Genomic DNA, 18,931 nt, shown 5'->3' with positions numbered 1-18,931 from the left:
CGGGAGCACGCAGCATGGACATGACGCCGGAGCGGTGGCGGGCGACGTGCGCGTATCTCGGCGAGGTCTTCGGGCCGCTCGGCGATCCGATCGACGACCAACTGGCGACGCTGCGCCAGCGCGCGGTGGCGGCGGGGCTGCCGGACATAGCGATCTCGCCGGACGTGGGGAGGCTGCTGATGCTGCTGGCGTCGATGGCCGGGCCGGACGGGAGCGGGGCGCTGCTGGGCGTGGAACTCGGCACGCTCGGCGGCTACTCCGCGCTGTGGATCGCACGCGGGTTTGCGCCGGACGGGCGTCTTATCACGGTCGAGCCGGAGGCGAAGCACGCCGACTTTGCGCAGGGCGAGTTCGAGCGGGCGGGGATGGCGGATCGGATCGAACTGCGCCGGAGCCTGGGGGCGGAAACGCTCGCGCGGCTGCTCTCAGAGCACGGGCCGGGCTCGCTCGACTTCGTGTTTCTGGACGCGGTGAAGAGCGAGTACGCGACGTACGCCGTGCTCGCGTCGCATCTCCTGCGCCGGGGCGGGCTGTTGGTCGCGGACAACTGCCTCGGCTCGCGGTGGTGGGTCACGGATGCGCCTGGCCCGGATGCGGATGCGGAGCGCGACCGCGCCGCGATGGACCGGTTCAACCGCTGGCTCGCGGGGCCGACGAGCGGGTTTCTCTCGGCATGCATCGCGAACAGGGAGGGAGTTGCGGTGGCGAGGAGGAAGTAACGGCGTGATGAAAGAGAGCGCACGCTCGGGGAACAGAGATCGCTTCGGGCGGTTGTTTCCTCGAGCGCGTTGCTCACGTCCAGTCGCGTCTGCCGGCGAGCGCGCCGCGGAACCTGGCCTCGAGGGTTCGTTCGGCGATGCGTTCCGGGTCGAGGGTGACGGGCACGATGAGGCTGAACATGGACCCGCGTCCCGGCTCGCTGACGAGTTGGATCTCGCCCTGGATGAGCGAGGCGAGTTCGCGGGCGATGGCGAGGCCGAGGCCCGTGCCGCTGTGCTCGCGTGTGTGGGCGGCGTCGAGTTGGCGGAACTTCTCGAAGATGGTCTCGTGGTGCTCTGGCGGGATGCCGGGTCCGTTGTCGATCACGCTGACGCGCACGCGGTCCGTTTCCGAGTCCGGGCCGGGGGGGAGCCGCTCCGCGCGCAGGGTGACGCGACCCTTGCGGCCCGTTCGCTCCTCAGGCTCGATGAACTTCACCGCGTTGCTCAGGAAGTTGAAGACGATCTGCTGGAACTTGCGCGGGTCGGTCTCGATGACGGGCAGGTCCGGCGCGGCCTCGACGCGCACCTCGATGCCGCGGCGGTCCGCCAGGGGGTGGATCAGGCCCGCGAGGGCCTCGGTCGCCTCGCGCAGGCTGAGCCGATCGACGTTCAGTTCGACCCGCCCCGCTTCGAGGCGCGCCATGGCGAGCAGGTCCTCGATCATGTCGAGCAGGTTGCGTCCCGCGGCGACGATGTTGTCGAGGTAGCGCACGCGCTTGGCGGCCGACCCGGTCTCGCCCGGCGTCTGCTCCGCGCGGGCGATCTCGAGCAGCAGCTCCGCGAACCCGATGATCGAGTTGAGCGGCGTGCGGAGCTCGTGGCTCACGTTCGCCAGGAACTCGCTCTTCAGTTTCGCGGTCTGGTACAGGGCGACGTTCGCCTGGGCCAGTTCGGTCAGTTTGAGGTCCATCGCGGCGTTGATGGCGCGAAGCTGGTCGTGGCTCTCCTCGAGGTTGGCGAGCATCTGGTTGAAGGTCGCGGCCAGTTCCTCGAACTCGTCGCCCGTGGTGATGTCCGAGCGCACCTGGAGCTCGCCGCCGCGGACTCGTTCGGCGGTGCGCTTCAGCTGCCGCACCGGGCTGAGGATGATGCGGTGGATGATCTGGTAGAAGACGACGACGGCGAGCGCGAGCACGAAGAACGCCGCACTGAGCAGGTAGAGCGTGTTCACGGCCAGGAGCGTCGGCGCGCCCTCGGATCGCCGCTCGAGCAGCAGGATCGAGTCGATCCGCCCGCCCTCGGCCCGCTCGGCCTTGGCGTAGCGATAGACGCGTGCCGGCCCGTCCCACGCGGCCGCGTGGTGGTCCGTGGCGGGGATGTCGCGCTCGAATCGTCGCAGGGCATCGCGCACGAACGGCTCCCTGGCAGCACGCCGGCGCGCCTCGGCCAGCGTGATCCGCTCGGCCTCCACGCCCGCGTGCGACATCGGTCCGAAGTCCGGGAGCGTTGGGTTCGTCGCGTCGCTGCGCAGCCACACCGAAGCGAGCGTTCGTGAGAGCTCGAGTTGCCCCTCCTCGACCAGCGCAAACATGCGGAACCACGGCGCGGCCAGCGCAACGCACACGATCAGCACCACCGCGCCACCGAACAGAACCAGACACTTGTCGGCGAGCGACAGGCCGCGGATCCACGAGACAGGCGATCGCCGACTCATTCGCGCCAGTCTAGGGAACCCGAGGGGTTGCGCGGGCATCATCGTCTCGTATCGAGCGGAATCCGCTTGACCTGCAGGGGGCGTTTCGGCAACACTTCCTTCGGAGTCGATCATGGCGGCACGGCGCGACACACGCAGGCAAGGCCGACCCGCCCGCCGGGGCGGATTGTTCGTTGCGATCGTCGCCATGATGGCCTGCGTGCTCTACGCCGCGCTGCCGGTCGTGCAGGCCGCACACTCCCGCGCTGCCCACGGGCGCGTGTCGCCGGTCGAGCCGGCCGCCGTTGTTCATGCCTGCACGCACGACGGCCATCACCATCATCAGCCCTCCGAACCGGCCGATGAGCCTCGTCCTGCCCACGATCACGACGGCTGCCGCGTCTGTCTGGCCATGAAACTGGCCCGCGCGAGCGGCATGCCGGAGTTCTCCGCTCCTGGCGTCGTCGCGTTGCTCCCCACGTCGCTTGATCGGCTTGTTCCGGTCGGGGCGCTCCCCGCGCCCGTGCCGTCGCTGACGAGCGCGCCACCGCGCGGCCCGCCGCGGGCGTGATGCACCGCGCGCGTCGGACTCTCGCTTCATCACGCACATTCGAGTCGGATCGTCATCGCGCGGCGGGCGCGCGGGCTTGACGGGCATGGCCCCGTCACGCGCCGGGTGTCTGCCCGTGAGCGATCGGGAGGTCGGCCATGGGCCGCCGCGGATTCACGCTCGTCGAGCTGCTGGTCGTCATTGCGATCGTCGCGCTGCTCATCGGTCTGCTGCTGCCCGCCCTGGGCAAGGCACGCCGGGCTGCCCTCGCCGCCGTCTGCCTGAGCAACGTTCGCCAGCTGGAGATCGCGCACACACTCTACATGAACGACAACAACGACCGCTTCATCGACGCCGCCCTCTCGCACGGCGGAGCGTCCGGCTCCGTCCGCGACTCGTGGATCAGCACGCTTGCGCCTTACTACGGCGGCTCGCCGGTTGTGCGCTCGCCGGGCGACCGCAGCCCGCACTGGCACACGAGCGAGGGCGGGCAGTGCGAGGGCGTCACCCTCGCCCAACTGCTGAACCTGCTCGCGGACGACGACCCCGCCAACGATCCGGAGCCGGGCGACGTCTGTCGCTGGACCAGCTACGGCCTCAACGACTACCTCACGAGCAAGGGGCCGACGTACGTCGATCCGAGGCTCGGGCGCATCACGCACTTCGACCGCATGGAGCGCGTGCCGCGGGCCTACGCGACGGTGCACTTCCTGATGATGACCGAGGGTACGGGCCGCTACGCCGATCCGGAGTACGCGCGCACCGACCACGTCCACGTCTACGAGTGGGACGGCACGGGCGTCGACCCGGCCGACCGCCCCAGACTCGCAGCCGCACACATGGAATCGGACGCCCACGGCGGCCGGCACGGCGCATGGGACGCCGTTGCCAACTACGGCTTCCTCGACGGGCACGCGGAGACGCTCCGCTTCGACCGCGTGTACACCGACTACTACGACAACCGCTTCTTCCCGCCCGTGGCCAAGTGAACGGAGATTCGACCTCAACCAACGAAAGGAGACCGCCATGCGATTGTTTCGCTCGGTCTGGATGCTGGCTCTCGCGCTCGTCGCCGGCGCTGCCGTCGCGCAGCCCCACGGCGGGGACGTCGTGCTCACGGTGACCGACGGCAGGATCGTCACGAACGTCTACAACGGCGGCGTGACGGAGCCTTGGTGCCTCTTCACCGGTGCGTTCGGCGGCACGAACCAGACCAACAACCCCGGCTTCGACAGCGTCGCGGGGACGTTCCCCGCGAACGCCGAGATCGGGTTCACGATCCGGCGCGCCGTCCGCACGTGGGACGGCACGGACTTCTCGACGATCCCGCCGGAGAGGATCGCCATGTCGTGGGGGCCGCTCGGGCCGGTCGAGTCGCCTGCGAGCGACGTACCCGTGCATGGCTTCACGCTCAATGCCAGTTCCAACGGGTCGTTCCATTACCACTACACCTTCCGTCTGTCCGCGCCGGCCTCGCCCGGCGCCTACCTGCTCGAACTGGAGTTGTGGTCCACGCACCAGGCGGTCGGGCCGAGCGAGCCGTTCTGGCTCGTGTTCAACAAGGACCTTGACGCGGCCGAGTTCCAGCGGGCCGCGGACTGGGCCTTGAACTCCGTTTCGTCGTGCGGCACGGGCTGCCGGGCCGATTTCAATGGCGACACCACGGTCAACACGCTGGACTTCGTGGCGTTCCTCAACGCCTTCGTCGCGGGCGACGCCGCGGCCGACTTCAACGGCGACACCACGGTCAACACGCTGGACTTTGTCGCGTTCCTCAACGCTTTCGTGGCGGGGTGCTGATCGGCTCTGCCCGGCTTTCACATTTGTTCACTTCAGCAATCGCTCCGCTGGAGCGGCAGAAAGGGAGAGTTCCTGATGCGTACCCACATGATGACGAGTGTTCTCACGATCACCGGCCTGGCGTTCGCCGCGGCTGCAAATCCGCACGACGGCGACTTCATCGTCGGTGTCAACGGTCTCGGCAAGCTGATGATCGAGGCCGACCTCGACGAGGCGTTCTACCTGCCGCCCTTCAACGCCGGCGGCGTCGTCGGCTGGTTCGGCGACGATCCCGGCTTTGCCTCGCTGGACGAGGACGAGCCTGGAGAGGACTTCTACACGCTCAAGACCGGCGCGGACGTCTGGTTCGTGCTCGTCGCTGTCGATCCGGCGTTCAAGGTCTACGACCCCTTCTTCAATCTCATGTCGCCGGGCGATTCGTTCTGGCTCGGCGGGCACGAGTTCGACGTGCACCCTTTCTGGCATATCGACTCCGCCGACCCCGCGTTCGACCCCGCGCGAACAGAGTGGCACGCCACCTTCCGTCTGATCGACCTGGGCGGCACCGGGTACGGCGTGAGCGATGACTGCAGGGTTGCGTTCACAAACGTGCCGACGCCGGGGGCGGGCGCATTGCTCGTGCTCGCGGGCACTGCATGGGTGCGCCGTCGCCGCTGAACCCACGAACCCCATCGCCCAATGGCCGCCGGCGGGGCCTCGTCGCTTGGAGGAGAGCGCGAGGCCCCGCCCCTTGTTTCGAGCCGGCGCACGCGGCGTCTACACTTTCTCCACAATGCCCGGCCGCACTGTCTATCTCGAGACGTTCGGCTGCCAGATGAACGAGCTGGACTCGGAACTGGTGGCGGGTGAGCTCGCGCGCCTCGGCTATGCCTTCACGGGCGACCCCGAGCGGGCCGACGTCGTGCTCTACAACACCTGCTCCGTGCGAGAGCACGCCGAGCAGAAGGTCTGGAGCCGCCTTGGCGAGATGTCCGTGCGCAAGCGGCGCGAGCCGTCGCTGGTGGTTGGCGTGCTCGGCTGCATGGCGGAGCGCGACGGCGAAGACCTCATCCGTCGCATGCCCGTGGTGGACGTGATGTGCGGGCCGGGCGAACTCGACAAACTTCCGGCGCTGCTGGACAACGCCGTGCGCACGAAAGAGAGTCTTGCCGGCGATGGCGGCGGGGGAGCAGCTGCCGGGACCGCCGCCCCGCGGGCAAACGCGATGATCTCTGCACGGCAGGTCGCTCTCCAGGGCAACGCCAGCCGGCGCAGCGCGACGCTCGCCGCGGCCGAGGACAACCTCGAGCTGCTGGACCTCTCCCGGGCAGTCTCGCCTGTTGATCCGGCGTCGGGTGCGAGCCGCAGGTCGGCGTACGTTCGCATCACGCGCGGGTGCAACAAGTTCTGCACCTACTGCGTCGTTCCCTTCACGCGCGGAGCGGAGGTCCATCGCCCGCCGGACCACGTTGTGGACGAGTGCAAGCGACTCGCCGACGCGGGCGTCGTCGAGGTCACGCTGCTCGGTCAGACCGTGAACCACTACCGTTTCGAGCACGGTGCGGCCGTCACCGTCGGGGGCGTCACGCAGCCGCAGAAGGGGCGGAGCTACCGCGGGGGGCACGACCGTGACCCCTTCGCGGGTAAGAACGTGACGACCTTCGCCGACCTGCTCGCTCGCATTCACGACGAGGTTCCCGCGATCCGGCGGTTGAGATTCGTCACCAGTTACCCGCGCGACTTCGGCAACGACGTGCTCGAGGTGATGCGCGACCACCCGCGTATCTGCCGCTATCTGCACGTGCCGGCGCAGAGCGGGTCCAACCGCGTGCTGGCGAAGATGAACCGCGGCTACACGGTCGAGGAGTACGAGGAGTTCCTCGCTCGCGCCCGCGAGTTCCTCGACCAGCCGGGGATCGGTCGCCCGCTCATGCTGTCGGGCGACGTGATCGTCGGCTTCCCGACCGAGACCGACGAGGACTTCGAGGCGACGGTCGGGCTGCTGCGCCGGGCGCGCTACAAGAACTGCTTCATCTTCAAGTACTCGCCGCGGCCCGGCACGGTCGCGTTCGAGCGCATCCCCGACGACGTGCCCGAGGCCGTCAAGCGGCGCCGCAACAACGAACTGCTCGCGGTGCAGGCGGAGATCTCGGACGCGATCGCGCGCGAGCAGGTCGGGCGCGAGGTCGAGGCCTTCGTCGAGGGTCCGAGCAAGCAACAGATGAAACGCGAGGGCCTGACCACCGGCCAGATCCGCAGGGTCGGCGGGGCCGTCACGCTCACCGTCGGCGGGCGCGACCCGGCGGCGGACCTCGACCCCGGCCACGCCCCGACCGCGACGGTCGAGGTCAACGGCGCGCCGAGCGTGCAACTCTCGGGCCGCACGGACGGCGACCTGATCGTCTTCTTCGAGGCCCCGCGCGAGGCGGTGGCGGGACTGACGGGCGAGATGGTGCGCGTGCGGATCACGGCGGCCGATCGGCTGAGCCTGCACGGCGTCGTGATTCGCTGAGCGCACGCGACCGGAATCAACGAGCCGCGCCGGCAGGGAGCGGTTGGTATGCGCACCAGTTCGCGAGAGAACCGCTCCCTCTCGGTCGCGGCTCGTTCATGAGCGTCCGGGTTCATTCTCTCGCGTGGCCAAGTACACCAGCACCTCGTACATCAGCCCCACGCGACTGTCCGCCGCCGCGTGTCTCGTGTGCAGTTCCTGCAGGCCGCGCACGAGCTGCTCGGCGCGCGGGCCTGTCCTCGGCACGTAGGACGCGCTCATGGCCCGGCCGATCAGCGAGGGCTTGTCCAGCCGCTGTTCGTTGCGGAAGCGCAGTCGGCGCACGCGGGCGGGGTCAAAGGGGGGGGCGAACGTCGGGTTGCGTGCGGCGGACTGGTGGCTCGTCGGGCCTGCGCCATCGCTCGCCTCGCGGACGAGGTCGTAGTACCCGCGGGCGACGGGGTCGGTCTCGTCGCCGTCGTTCCACACAAGAGCGAGGCGACCGCCGGGGCGCAGGATGCGTGCGAACTCACGGCAGGCGGCCCTCGGCTCGAACCAGTGGTAGGACTGTGCACACAGCACCAGATCGACGGAGGCATCGGGCAGGCCGGTGGCTTCCGCGGTCCCGGACCGCCACTCGATGAGCGGATGCTGGCCGGCGGCCGATCGCATCGCGTCGTTCGGCTCGACGGCGATGACGTGCACGCCGCGCTCCGCGAGCAGGCGAGCAGAAATGCCGGTGCCCGCCCCGATATCCGCCGCCATCAACGGGGCCTGCAAGGCCCCGCCCCGCGTCGCGGGGGGCAAGCGGTCGAGGATCGCGTCGATCGCTTCGGCCGGGTAGGACGGGCGGAACTTCGCGTAGTCGGCGGCTCGGTCGGAGAAGCGCGTCGTCGGGCGCATCTCGTGCAGCGGCTCCCGAGCGGTCATTCCTCGTCCTCCTGCTGACGTTCGATGCGTTCGCGGGCGCGCCGCTTTGCCTCCAGCAAGCCGCCGGAGGGGGTGGCATCCTCGCTCTGAACCCGCTGCCTGGGCTTTGCTTGTTCGTAGCCGGCGGCGGCCTCCCTTGGCGCGACCTTCGTCCGCTGCTCGCGGATCGCCCGCAACGCCTCCTCGCGGTCGCGAACGCGCCTGCGTGCGGCCTCCTCGGTAATGCGCCGGGCCTCCGCCTCGCCCAGCGTGCCCGCCCGCGGCTCTGCCCGCGCCGCCTCGCGTGTCCCGCGCAGCCCGGCGAGCGTTCGACGCGCCTCCTCGCCCCGATCGGCGAGCGCCTCGGCCGCGGCGCGGCGCAGCTCCACGCCGAACTCGCGCGAGACGAATCGGTCCCACGCGATGCGCCGCGTTCCCACGTCCAGCATCAGCACCACGATCGCTGCGATGAGCAGGTGCCGCCAGAGCGGGGCGCTCGCCAGCCTCGGCGGCGCGGCGGCACGGTCGAAGACGGTCGCCGCGTCAAGGCTGTCGAGTGTGAGCACGCGCCCGCCGGTGATCGATGCCACGTCGCGGAGCAACGCGGCGTTTGACCGCAGCGAGCGGTACTCCTCGCCCGATGAGATCGTCGTTCCGCCGATCGCCGGCGGCAGCGGCCTGCCCGCCTGCCGGGGTTTGACCACCGCGACGTATGCCCCTGTTCGACTTGCCTCGACCGACCCCTCGTACACGCCCGGCCCGGTCTGGTCGAGGCGGATCGTCGTCGGTTCCTCGCCCGGTCCGTACACCGTCGCATCGACCGCGAGCGCATCCAGGGGTGTGCCCGCGTCGTCCGCGGCCTCGAAGCGCACGCGCAGCCGGCCGTCGCGCACCAGCGTCATCAGGTCGTACCCGTGCGTGGTCGCGGGGCGCGAGAGCGTGCGCACGACCTGCGTCCACATCCGCGCGTAGCCGGGCCAATCCAGCCATCGTGCGGCCCAGTGGTGCGCGTCGGACGTGAACGCGGCGACCTGCCCCAGCCCGACGTTCCAGTGGGCGAGCAGAGGCTCGCCGTCGGGCGTGAGCATCGCGCTGATGATGGTCGGCTCGCGCCGCGTCTGCGTGAGGACGAGACCGCCGAGCATGGGGGGGGTGCCGATGCTCTCGGTCATGGGCGAGCCGCTGGGTGTGACCACGGGGCGGAACGGCGCCTCGCGGATCATCGGCGAGCGGACAAGCCGCACGGTTTTCACGAAGATGCTCGGCAGTGCGTTGGGGTTCACGACGTAGTGGTGTTGTCCACCGCCCTGTTCGGCGATCGCGCTCATGGTGGCGATGTCTGCTTCCTGACCGACGCTGATGGTCGAGACGCGGATGCCCCGCTCGAAGAGGTCGGCCGCCGCGCCGGGCAGCAACTCCGCGTTCATCGAGACCCCGTCGGAGAGGACGATGACGTGTCGCACCTCGGCCCGGGCGGATTCGAGCTGTCGCGCCGCTTCTTCGAGCGCGGGGAGCAGGTTGGTGCCGCCCCCGGGGCTGATGCCGCGGATGCGGGACGCGAGCGTCGCGGGGTCGCTGTTCGGTGAGAGCGGGTGAACGACGCGCGGAGCGTTGCTGAACGCGATGACGCCGACGAGGTCCGCGCGGTCGAGGATGGTGACGGCGTGAGCGGCGGCCTCGTTGGCGATCTGCTGCTGCGTGCGGGACGAGCCGAACACTCCTCGCCCCATCGACCCCGAGTTGTCGATGACGAGCACGATCGCCGCCGAAGGCACGATCAGGCTCTCGGGCAGGTCGAGGCTCACCGGCAGGATCGGCTCGATGGGTGTGCCTTTCCATCCGCCCGGGCCGAACGAGTCCGGTCCGCCGATCATGACCAGCCCGGCGCCGAGGTCGCGCACGTGCGCGGCCAGTGCGTGCTGCGCTGTCGGGTCCAGCGCGTCTGCGGGCACGTTCTGGAGGATCACGAGGTCGTAGAGCTGCAGCGAGAGCGGGTCGCTCGGCGCAGCAGGGGGGGGGAGGACCGTCACGCCGATGCCCGCCTGTTCCAGCGAGCGGGCGAGCGTCGAGCCGGCCTCGCCGGGGCGGCCGTCCGAGACGCCGTCGAGCAGCAGCACCGAGCCGCGGCCGGGCGTCACGGTGAACGCTTCGGCGCGGTTGTTCTCCGGGATTGAATCGCCGAGGGCGAGCGTCGTGCCGTCCGGTCCTTCGGCGGTCTCCGGCTCCCAGACGGCTTCGAAGCGGTGCACGCGAGCCGGCGGCAGCGCGACGCGCACGAGTTCTACGTGCCGACCCGGCGCGAGCGACAGCGCCCTTCCCGCGCCGGCACCCGCGCCCATGTCGATCGGCTCGCCGTCCCGCAACATGTGCAGCGTGCCGCGGGCGGGGTCCGTCGCCGCGAGCACGACGCGCACGGTTACCGTTGATTCGGACGCGGCGGCGGGGGGGGCATCGACATGCTCGACCATCACCTCGCCGCGCACTTCGTACTCGACCGGCACGGCGTCAACCGGGAGCGAGCCTCGGGCGCCGCGCGCCGTGGGGAATCGCCCCGCGAGTTCGCGTGCGGCGGCGCGGGCGTCGCCGGTCGTTTCAACGCCGTCGCTCACGAGCACGAGCCTGCCCGCAGCGTCCGCCGGGATGAGCGACGCGGCGAACCGGAGCGAGGAGGCCACGTCCGTGCCCTCGCGCAGGCGGACGTCGAGCGATCGGCCCGTGATGTCCCCACGCGTGGGCAGGGCGACCGCGGCGGCCGAGCCGTCGAAGACCACGACGCCGAGCAGGTCGTCCGGCCCTCGACCCGCGGCCAGCCGATCGATGGTTGATCGCGCACGCTCGACCAGCGGCGGCCCGTCCGAGCCGTCCGCGTAGCGGCGTACCGAACCGGAGACGTCGACCACGAACACGACCGCGAACCGGTCAACGGGTCGCGTTCCCGCCGCGCCCGCGAGGAGTGCGGCCAGCAGGAGCGTGAGCAGGGTGCGGGCGACGACCGCCGACCACCGCCGCACGCGGCTCATCGCGGCGAACCACCGCAGGCCGATCCACGCCAGCGGCAGCGCGGCCAGAACGGCGATCAGCCACAGCGGGCTTTCGAACCGCAGGCCCATCGATCAGCCGCCCCCCCCCTGCTGCGATTCGGCCCGCTTCTGGTAGCGCTCGAACACACGCCGCACAAGGTCGCGACGGGCGGGCGGCACCGCCTGCTGTTCGAGCGCCTCCTCCGCCGAGCGAGCCGCCTCGCGGATGCTCTCCTGCATCACCCGGTGCGATGCGCCGTCCTCCGTCCGTCGGCCGTCGGCGAACCACTGCGCGACCACGCGGCCGTCCTCGCCCGTCTCGCGAGGGTCACGAGCGTCGATCGGTGTCGTCTCGGAGCCCCACGGCTCGTCCGGCGGCGGCGTGTCTCGTGCGAACTCGCGCTCGTCGGGCCACGGGCCTGCGGGGGCGTCGCCAGGCTCGCGACCGAGCAACCGGCGTGCGTGCTCGCGCAGGTCGCGGGCGCGCTCGCGCTCGTCGCGCCCCGGCCGCGCCAGTTCGCGAAGCCGTTCGGCAAAGCCTTTCACTCCGCCGGGTGTGTCGTCTCCGCCTCGTTCACCTCCGTGATGCTGCCGCGGCGTCCGTCCCGGCTGTTCGCCGGGCTGTTGGCCGTCGGGGCGCCGGCCATCGTGTGACTCGCCCTGATCGCCGGGCGTGGGGCGCGGCTCGCCATGCTGCCGCGGGGTCTCGCTTTCGCCCGGTGTCGCTTCGCCCTGCTCGCTCTCACGCTCCTCGCCGGGGACGGGCTTCGGCGTCTCGCCGGGCGCACGCTCGGGCGACGCTGGTTGCTGCGCGTCACCATCGCCTTCCGTCGGCTTCGGCTGCGCTTCGTCTTCGCGAGGTTTGGGTTCGCCCGCTCCTCGCTCACCTTCGCCTTGCCGCGGTTGCCCCTCACGTGGTTCTGATCGCTGCCGTTCCCCTTGCCGCGGTTCGCGTTGGTCGCCATTCGGAGCGAGATCCCTTGTTTCATCGGGTGGTCGCTCACCGCTGTCGGACCGCGGCTTCGGCGGTTCGCGCAGTTCGCGGGCCGCGTCCTCCGCGGCGCGGCGGAGTTCCTGCTCGCGACGCTGGGCTTCTTCTTCGGCCTGGCGGCGCCGGTTCTCCGCCGCAATCTCGCGGGCGGCCTGCTCCGCGGCCTCCGGTTCGAGGCCGGCATCGCGCAGTTGCTTCTCGATCTCGCGAGGGTCGGTCTCGGATGCCAGCCGCTCCAAGGCCTGCTCGTCGAGCGGCAGGGGGGGGGTCGGGAGCGGCTCCGGCGCGCCAGATCGCGGCTCGGCGAGTGAGCGGGCCAGGTCCTCGAGTTCGCGGGCGAGTTGCTCGCGTGTCGCCGGGTCGAGCCGGTCCATCTCCGCGGCGAGCCGCTCGGCCGTGTCGGCTGCGCGGGCAGCGTCGCCAGCGCCGATCGCTCTGGCGAGATCGGACCATGCATCGTCGGCGTCGCGTGCAGCCTGCGCTGCGCGGGCCATGCGTTCGCGCACGCTGTCCGCCGCGGCCTGCTCGCGCTCGGCCTGATCTTCGAGCCGGTTCGCGAGGCGTTCCACCGCGTCCGCCGCCGCGGCACGGGCCTCGCGCGGGTCGCGCCTCGCATCGGCCAGTTCACGCTCGATCTCGTCGAGCGTTGCCAGTTGCTCGGCCGTTGCCGGGTCGGCCCGCGCTTGATGGACGGCATCTCTCGCCGCGCGCGACGCCTCGGCAATTTCGCGCGCCGCCGCCTCGCGTGACGCTCGCGCGAGGGCGGGGTCCTCGGTCGCGCTCCCTCGCTCCAGCCGGGGCAGGAAGATCGCCACCACGACCGCCAGTACCGCCACGACCGGCCACGCGCCCCACCGCCAGTCCGGCCGCACGGGCACGGCCCGGCGAAGGCTGACGCTCTGCGCGGCGTGTTCCGCCTCGCGCTGCGCCAGGCCCGCGAAGGGATCGTCCGAATGCGAGAGCGCAAGCCCGGAGGACAGCCTGTCGCGCAGCCCGAGCGCGTGGTCCAGGGCGACGGCCGCCCGCAGAAGAGACCATCGGCGACGCCATGCGTCCGCGATCACGATCATCGCGGCGACGCCCGTGGCGACGGCAAGGTACGCCCACCATTCGGGCCGCCAGAGGTTGAGCCGGTCGAGCGCGGCCGCGAGCAATCCCACGGACGACCCGGCGAGGAGGACGACCCCTGCTCGCCGCACCGCGTCGGCGAGCAGCGCGCGCCGGGCCGCGCGTCGCGCCACGCCTGCCGTTCTGGGGCATGGGCCGTCCATGCACGATGGTATTCGACCGGGGGCGTGCGCGGTCGGGGCGCGGTATCGTTCCGCGATGGAACCGCACGATGCGCTCGCCACGCTGGTCGCCGGCGGCTCGCTCAGCGCGGAGCAGGCTGAGGCCCTCTTCGAGCGACTGCTCTCCGGCGGCATGGACGACGCCCAGATCGCGGGTGTGCTCTCGCTCATCCAGGCGCGCGGGGCGACGACGCCGGAGGTCATCGGTGCCGCCCGGGTCATGCGCCGCCACGTCACGCCGACGCCCATGCCGAGCGTGCTCGGAGCGACCCTCATCGACACCTGCGGCACGGGTGGAGCGCCCAAGACCTTCAACGTCTCGACCGCGGCGGCCATCGTCGCGGCGGCGGCACGATCGGGGGGGGGGCGGCGGGCGATCGTCGCCAAGCACGGCAACCGCTCGCGCACGGGGCGAGGGTCGGCCGAGGCGCTTGCGGCGCTCGGCGTGCGCGTGGACGCGTCGCCGGAGGTGCAGTCGCGGTGCCTCGCCGAGGCGGGCGTGTGCTTCTGCTTCGCGATCCACCATCACCCTGCGATGCGCCACGCGGCCGGGCCGCGACGGTCGCTCGGGTTCCCGACGATCTTCAACCTGCTCGGGCCGTTGACGAACCCGGCGGGCGCCCGTCGGCAAGTGATCGGCGTCTACGAGGCGAGGCTGGTGCCGCTGATCGCCGAAGCGCTCGCGGGACTCGGAGCGGAGCGGGCGATCGTCGCCCACGGGCGCGACGGCATGGACGAACTGACGACGACCGCGCCGACGATCCTGGCGTTGGTCTTGGGGGGGGGTGTGCGGATCGAGGAACTGGACGCTCGCACGCTCGGCCTCGCTCCGGCCCGGCTCGACGACCTGCGCGTCGCGAGCGTGGACGAGGCCGCCGGGGCTGTTCGCGCCGTGCTGGCGGGCGAGCCGGGGCCGCGGCGAGACGTGACGCTCCTGAACGCTGCCGCCGCGCTGCTCGTGGCGGACGTTGCGGCTTCACTCGCCGATGGGCTGACGCTCGCGGCGGAAGCGGTGGACTCGGGCAGGGCGAGGGAGACGCTGGAGACACTGATGCGCGTATCTCGTGGATGACCGGACGGTCAGCGTGTCATGATCGCGTTGATCGTGTCCAGCGCGGATCGAGACCACGCCGTCCAGTCCTCGCCGCGCGGGGCGACGAAGAGGCGTGCGAGCGGCCCCTGGCGTGAGCCGTCGGTCGCGGGCGTGAGCCACAGCACGGCGTCGGCTTCGGGCGAGGCGGCGAGCCAGGTCTCGATCGCGGCCGCGGCATCGGGGGAGTCCAGCGGCGCCTGCCCGCGAGCGAGACGGACGGCTGCGGCGAGGTCGAGGTCCGCGGTCATCGCCTCGGAGCCGGATTCCGCGCCGGGCGCCGCGCCGCGCAGCTCCATGCCGGCCGAGTCGAAGGACGCGAGCAGAGCATCGACGCGGGCGCGGGTGGCTTCGTCCAGAGGCGGGAGCAGGTCACTGACGACCAGCACGCGCGCGCCATCGACCGGCGCGCCGGCGAACGCGGGCAGCGCGGGCGGCTGGGGCGGGGCAGGGATGGGCGCGGCGGTATCACCGTAGACGACGACGGTGCCGCGCTTCGACGCGGCGAAGCCGATGACGATCGCGGCGATGCCAACGCAGGCGGCCAGAAACAGGAAGAGCGCGACGGCCACGCCGGGGTTCATGCCGTTGTTGAATCGTGCCGGTCCGGCCGCGGCGGCGCGTCCGCCGATGCGCCTGGCCGCGCGCGTGCGGGCGGCCTCGACACGGGCGCGGGCGCTCGCCAACTGCTGTTGCGCCGGGGCCCGCTGCACGCGAGGGCGCGCGGGACGCTGCGCTGGTCCCGGGCGCGGCGTTCCCGCGGCGCGCACCGGTTCGTCCGGCGAAACGACATACTCGCCGCTCCACCAGTTCGTCACGCGCAGGCGCGGGCGCGAACGCCGCTGCGGCGGTTGAGGCGGTGGGGGGGCGAAGCCGGGGGAGCCATCCGGGCGGGCGCGGAGCGCGTGCGACGCGGCCACAGCGCCGGCAAACACGAGTTCGTCCTCTTCGCGGTACACGGCGTGCTGAGCGTCGCCCTCGACGCCGCGCATACTCGGCAGTTCCGCCGGGCGCACCGCGAACGGGTCCGCCGCCGCGGCCACGTAGCGCACGTCCTCGAGCATCGCCAGGGCAGTTGGGTAGCGCTTGTCGTAGTCCGCCATCGCGCGGCGCACGATCCACCGCACGGCGTCGGGGCAGCGGCGTGTGATCTGGCTCAAGGCGCCGTGCGCGGGGAACGAGTTCTCGACCACGGCGTAGAGCACCGCGCCCGCGGCGTAGACGTCGAACTTCGCCCCATCCACCTGGTGGACCTTCACGCCGCGCAGCGCCATGCGCACCATTTCGGGGTCGCGGAAGTATTCCGTGCCGTGCGTCGTGAGCGTCATCGCCGAGCGGATCGGCGTGAGCAGGCCGAAGTCCACGAGGTGCGCCTCGCGCCCGTGGACGATGATGTTGTCGGGTTTGACGTCCTTGTGCCACAGCCCGCCGCGGTGGTAGCGGTCCAGCGTGGCGAGCAGCGAGCCGAGGTACCCGAGCACCTCGTGCAACTGCGCGTTGGTCAGGCCTGCAGCGGGGGCGCGGCCGTGCAGTTTCTGGGTCACCAGGCTCAGCGGCTCGCCGGGCACGAAGCGCATCACGTAGTAGAAGCGTTCGGGCGTGAGTTCGTGGTCGAGGACGAGCCCGAGCTTCTTGGCCGCATCCAGCGCTCGGCTCTCGCGCACGATCTGCGGCAGGCTCGACCCGTCCTGGAGGCTGAACGACTTGATGACGACCTGGTCCACGTCGTCGATGCCCTGGCGTGCGAACGCCGCGCGCCGGATCTCGTCCGGTTCGGCGACGTACAACTTGCCCCCCGAACCGCCCCCGGGCAGCGAGCCGACGATCACGTAGCCTTCGAACTTGCCGGTGCGCCGCGAGGGGGTGTCCGCGGTCGGTGCGGCCGCCACCACCTCGGGAAGCCTGCGCTCCAGCCCGTCCACCAGCGAGTTCAGGCACAGGAAGCGTGCCGGGTGCCCGACGAGGATGCGGTAGATGCACGCTCCTCCCGCGCCCATCTCGCCTTGGATCGCCCGACCGAAGTGCGCCGCCGCCGACCATCGTCCGATCACCACGTTCGCGATGACGAGGAACGCGAAGACCACGGCCGTTACCAAAGCGCCGATGAGGCGGAGTGCGTCGCGGATCTCGCCCCCGATGAACGCGGCGAGGTGGCGGACCAGCCAGCCGATGCCCTTGAAGAGCGGCACGACGACGTACATGACGAGCAGCACGAGCAGCACGATGCCCACGACCGCTCCCAGCAGCACCAGCAGCACCCCAGGCCCGGCCATACCTTCGCTCCTGCCCCGGCGGGCGTCTCGTCGGCGTCCTATCGAGCGGCCTGCTCGTCCATCCGCCGAAGGTCCATCTGGCGGTGGTAAATCTCCGCGACCGCCTCGTCAAAGAGAGCGTCGTCGGCCTTGTTCGGATCGAGGTCCAGCCCGTTTCGGCGCGGCTCGGACCGCTCGGCCTCCGTGAACGAGTACGTCTCCACGGCCTCCGCGATCCGCCGTCGCAGCGCGTCGCGCACCTTCGCCAGTCGCCGGCTCACCGTCGGCTCGCTCACCCCGATTGCCGCCGCCACGTCCTTGCCGCTCGTCCCGTCCAGCACCCGCATCCGGTAGATGGAGAAGTCCGTGAAGTCGCACTCTTTCTGTACCTGCCGGATCGCGGCCTCGACCTTCGCCCCGAAGACCGCGGCCTCGTAGGCATCGTCCGCGCCGATCGCCGACGAGCCGGCCATCCATGCCTCGTCGAGGGACGCCGCCGTTCGCCCGCCGCCCCGCTTCATGGCCATTCGCCGGTCCATCTCGTCGCCGAGGACGTGCTTGGCGATGGCGAGGAGCCAAGTGCTGAAACGTGCCCCGCGGGCGGGGTCGTAGCGGTCGATCGAGTCCGACAGGGCCGCGAGCGTCTCCTGGGAGAGGTCGCGCACGGTCTCGTGCCCGATCCGCCCGCCTCCCCAGCGGGTGAGTTGGGCGCGGACGACAGGGCCGAAGGTCTCCCACAGCTCGAACCAGGCGGCCTGGTCGTTGGCCCGCAGGCGGGCGATGAAACTCGTCGTCATCGAGGAGAGCACCGTGCGACTCCTTGCGCCAGCCCGACCCTGGGCTGCGCCGAACCCCCCCGGGGCACGGCGGGACGCCCGATCGTTCCGGGTTTCGCACGCCGCGTTTCGGGCGGAGGCGAGTTCTCCCCAAGGATACCGCCGGACATGGTCCGAACGAAGTCGATCGCCTGCACACCAACAAGAGATTGAAGTGTCTGCTCGCTATCGGGCCTGCGGTTCCTGTTTCGGCGTGTGAAAGCGGGCGGGCCGGCCTCCCAATGAGACCCGGACAGGCCCGAGTTCGGGCGGCCGGACATGACGGGGCGGCACGATCGGCCCGTGACGGACGGCACATCCAAGGAGGTTCGCCATGCCGTGCATCGTCAAGTCTCTCGTTCGTATGGGCGTCATCGGGACGGTCGTGGGCGGCGCGGTGCTGGTGCCGGCGGTGGTGATCGCCGGTCCGGATCGCGTGGCCGCGCTCTTCACGCAGGCCCGCCACTCGATCAACTCGAAGATCGACGCGACGATCGACGATCCGATCGCGCTTCGTCAGCAGTTGCGCGCCCTGGAGGCGGAACTGCCCAGGAAGATCGCCGCGGTGCAGGGCGACCTGGCCGAAGTGACGCACAACGTCCAGCAGCTCGAGCGTGAGCTGCTCGTGAGCCGGAAGGTCATCTCGCTCGCCGACGCCGACCTCGGGCAGATGCAGGACCTGCTCGCCCGTGCCGAGAGCGCGCGGTCGGAGAACGGTTTCAGCGTGGTGAGGGTGCGCCTCGACGACAGGTCGTTCAGCCTCGACGAGGCGTACGCCAAGGCCAACCAGATCAGCCAGTTGCGATCGGCCTACGCCGACCGGGCCGCGGACATCGAGCGAGACCTGTCGCTGCTGCGCTCGCAGCAGGATCGGCTGAGCGAGCTGCTGGGCCAGTTCGAGTCTGAGCGTGTGAAGTTCCAGAACGAGCTCTGGCAGCTGGACCGGCAGGTGGACGCCATCGCCCGCAACACCCGCATGGAGCAGATGCTCACCCAGCGTCAGGCGACGATGGACAAGTACGACCGCTACAGCGCGGGCAGCCTCGACCAGGTGCAGGGGCGGATCGCCAAGATCCTCGCCGAGCAGGAGGCCCGCCTGACCTCCCTTGCCGGTCGCTCCACCGTGGACGATTACAAGGCCCGCGCCCAACTCGAACTCGACACGACCATTCGCGCCGGGCAGGCCTTGCGCGGCAGCGGGAGCGCCCTCCCCGGCGCGAAGGCGATCGAGATCACCCCGCCGGTGATCGAGGTCGGCCCCGAGAGCGACAAGCCCGCTGAGCCGGCGCGTCCCCTTGCCTCCCGCGACCGCTGACCGAGCCTCGCGCCGTCCGGGTTGGGCAAGCCGGGA

Annotated in this window: 14 protein-coding genes; 8 read left to right on the top strand and 6 right to left on the bottom strand. The window is 71.0% G+C overall.

What is annotated here, in order from left to right:
* Nucleotides 1-14: 14 nt before the first annotated feature.
* Entirely contained in the window at nt 15-719 is a 705-nt protein-coding gene (locus FBT69_03265) for a methyltransferase (protein MDL1903817.1), read from the top strand.
* Nucleotides 720-792: 73 nt separating this feature from the next.
* Here FBT69_03265 and FBT69_03260 read toward each other — a convergent pair whose 3' ends face one another.
* On the bottom strand, nt 793-2,604 hold the full coding sequence (locus tag FBT69_03260) for a HAMP domain-containing histidine kinase (protein ID MDL1903816.1): 1,812 nt from the start codon (nt 2,602-2,604) through the stop codon (nt 793-795).
* Here FBT69_03260 and FBT69_03255 point away from each other — a divergent pair.
* The 5 genes from FBT69_03255 to FBT69_03235 all read left to right on the top strand — a co-directional run bounded on the left by FBT69_03255 (nt 2,603) and on the right by FBT69_03235 (nt 7,235).
* Entirely contained in the window at nt 2,603-2,965 is a 363-nt protein-coding gene (locus FBT69_03255; GenBank protein ID MDL1903815.1) for a hypothetical protein, read from the top strand. The two genes, FBT69_03260 and FBT69_03255, sit on opposite strands and share 2 nt — an antisense overlap.
* 137 nt (nt 2,966-3,102) lie before the next feature.
* Complete coding sequence (locus FBT69_03250) at nt 3,103-3,933, top strand: prepilin-type N-terminal cleavage/methylation domain-containing protein (protein MDL1903814.1); 831 nt, start codon at nt 3,103-3,105, stop codon at nt 3,931-3,933.
* Between the two features lie 37 nt (nt 3,934-3,970).
* The gene (locus tag FBT69_03245; GenBank protein ID MDL1903813.1) at nt 3,971-4,744 is read left to right on the top strand and encodes a hypothetical protein; all 774 of its coding nucleotides are present in this window, start codon (nt 3,971-3,973) and stop codon (nt 4,742-4,744) included.
* A 75-nt stretch (nt 4,745-4,819) separates the two neighbouring features.
* A complete protein-coding gene (locus FBT69_03240) occupies nt 4,820-5,401 on the top strand; it encodes a hypothetical protein (protein ID MDL1903812.1) in 582 nt (193 codons plus the stop codon).
* A complete protein-coding gene (locus FBT69_03235) occupies nt 5,307-7,235 on the top strand; it encodes a MiaB/RimO family radical SAM methylthiotransferase (GenBank protein ID MDL1903811.1) in 1,929 nt (642 codons plus the stop codon). The genes FBT69_03240 and FBT69_03235 overlap by 95 nt, the downstream gene beginning before the upstream one ends.
* A gap of 96 nt (nt 7,236-7,331) precedes the next feature.
* Here FBT69_03235 and FBT69_03230 read toward each other — a convergent pair whose 3' ends face one another.
* From FBT69_03230 to FBT69_03220, 3 genes are read right to left on the bottom strand one after another with little or no spacing between them, the layout of a single operon-like run.
* Nucleotides 7,332-8,144, bottom strand: coding sequence for a class I SAM-dependent methyltransferase (locus FBT69_03230; protein MDL1903810.1), 813 nt, complete (start codon nt 8,142-8,144; stop codon nt 7,332-7,334).
* On the bottom strand, nt 8,141-11,233 hold the full coding sequence (locus FBT69_03225; GenBank protein MDL1903809.1) for a VWA domain-containing protein: 3,093 nt from the start codon (nt 11,231-11,233) through the stop codon (nt 8,141-8,143). The genes FBT69_03230 and FBT69_03225 overlap by 4 nt, the downstream gene beginning before the upstream one ends.
* Before the next feature lie 3 nt (nt 11,234-11,236).
* Nucleotides 11,237-13,405, bottom strand: coding sequence for a hypothetical protein (locus FBT69_03220; GenBank protein MDL1903808.1), 2,169 nt, complete (start codon nt 13,403-13,405; stop codon nt 11,237-11,239).
* A gap of 55 nt (nt 13,406-13,460) precedes the next feature.
* Here FBT69_03220 and trpD point away from each other — a divergent pair, with 55 nt between their 5' ends.
* Nucleotides 13,461-14,495 carry an anthranilate phosphoribosyltransferase gene (gene trpD, locus FBT69_03215; GenBank protein MDL1903807.1) on the top strand — a complete coding sequence of 345 codons (1,035 nt, stop codon included), beginning with the start codon at nt 13,461-13,463 and terminating at the stop codon, nt 14,493-14,495.
* An 8-nt stretch (nt 14,496-14,503) separates the two neighbouring features.
* Here trpD and FBT69_03210 read toward each other — a convergent pair whose 3' ends face one another.
* Nucleotides 14,504-16,786, bottom strand: coding sequence for a hypothetical protein (locus FBT69_03210; GenBank protein MDL1903806.1), 2,283 nt, complete (start codon nt 16,784-16,786; stop codon nt 14,504-14,506).
* 38 nt (nt 16,787-16,824) lie between these two features.
* Nucleotides 16,825-17,574, bottom strand: coding sequence for a sigma-70 family RNA polymerase sigma factor (locus FBT69_03205; protein MDL1903805.1), 750 nt, complete (start codon nt 17,572-17,574; stop codon nt 16,825-16,827).
* A gap of 340 nt (nt 17,575-17,914) precedes the next feature.
* Here FBT69_03205 and FBT69_03200 point away from each other — a divergent pair, with 340 nt between their 5' ends.
* The gene (locus FBT69_03200; GenBank protein ID MDL1903804.1) at nt 17,915-18,895 is read left to right on the top strand and encodes a hypothetical protein; all 981 of its coding nucleotides are present in this window, start codon (nt 17,915-17,917) and stop codon (nt 18,893-18,895) included.
* Nucleotides 18,896-18,931: the final 36 nt, after the last annotated feature.

The organism is Synechococcales cyanobacterium CNB (assembly GCA_030263455.1).
Lineage (GTDB): Bacteria > Planctomycetota > Phycisphaerae > Phycisphaerales > UBA1924 > CAADGN01.
Note: the sequence above shows the minus strand (reverse complement) of the source record. Positions and strands in the feature narration are given on the sequence as shown.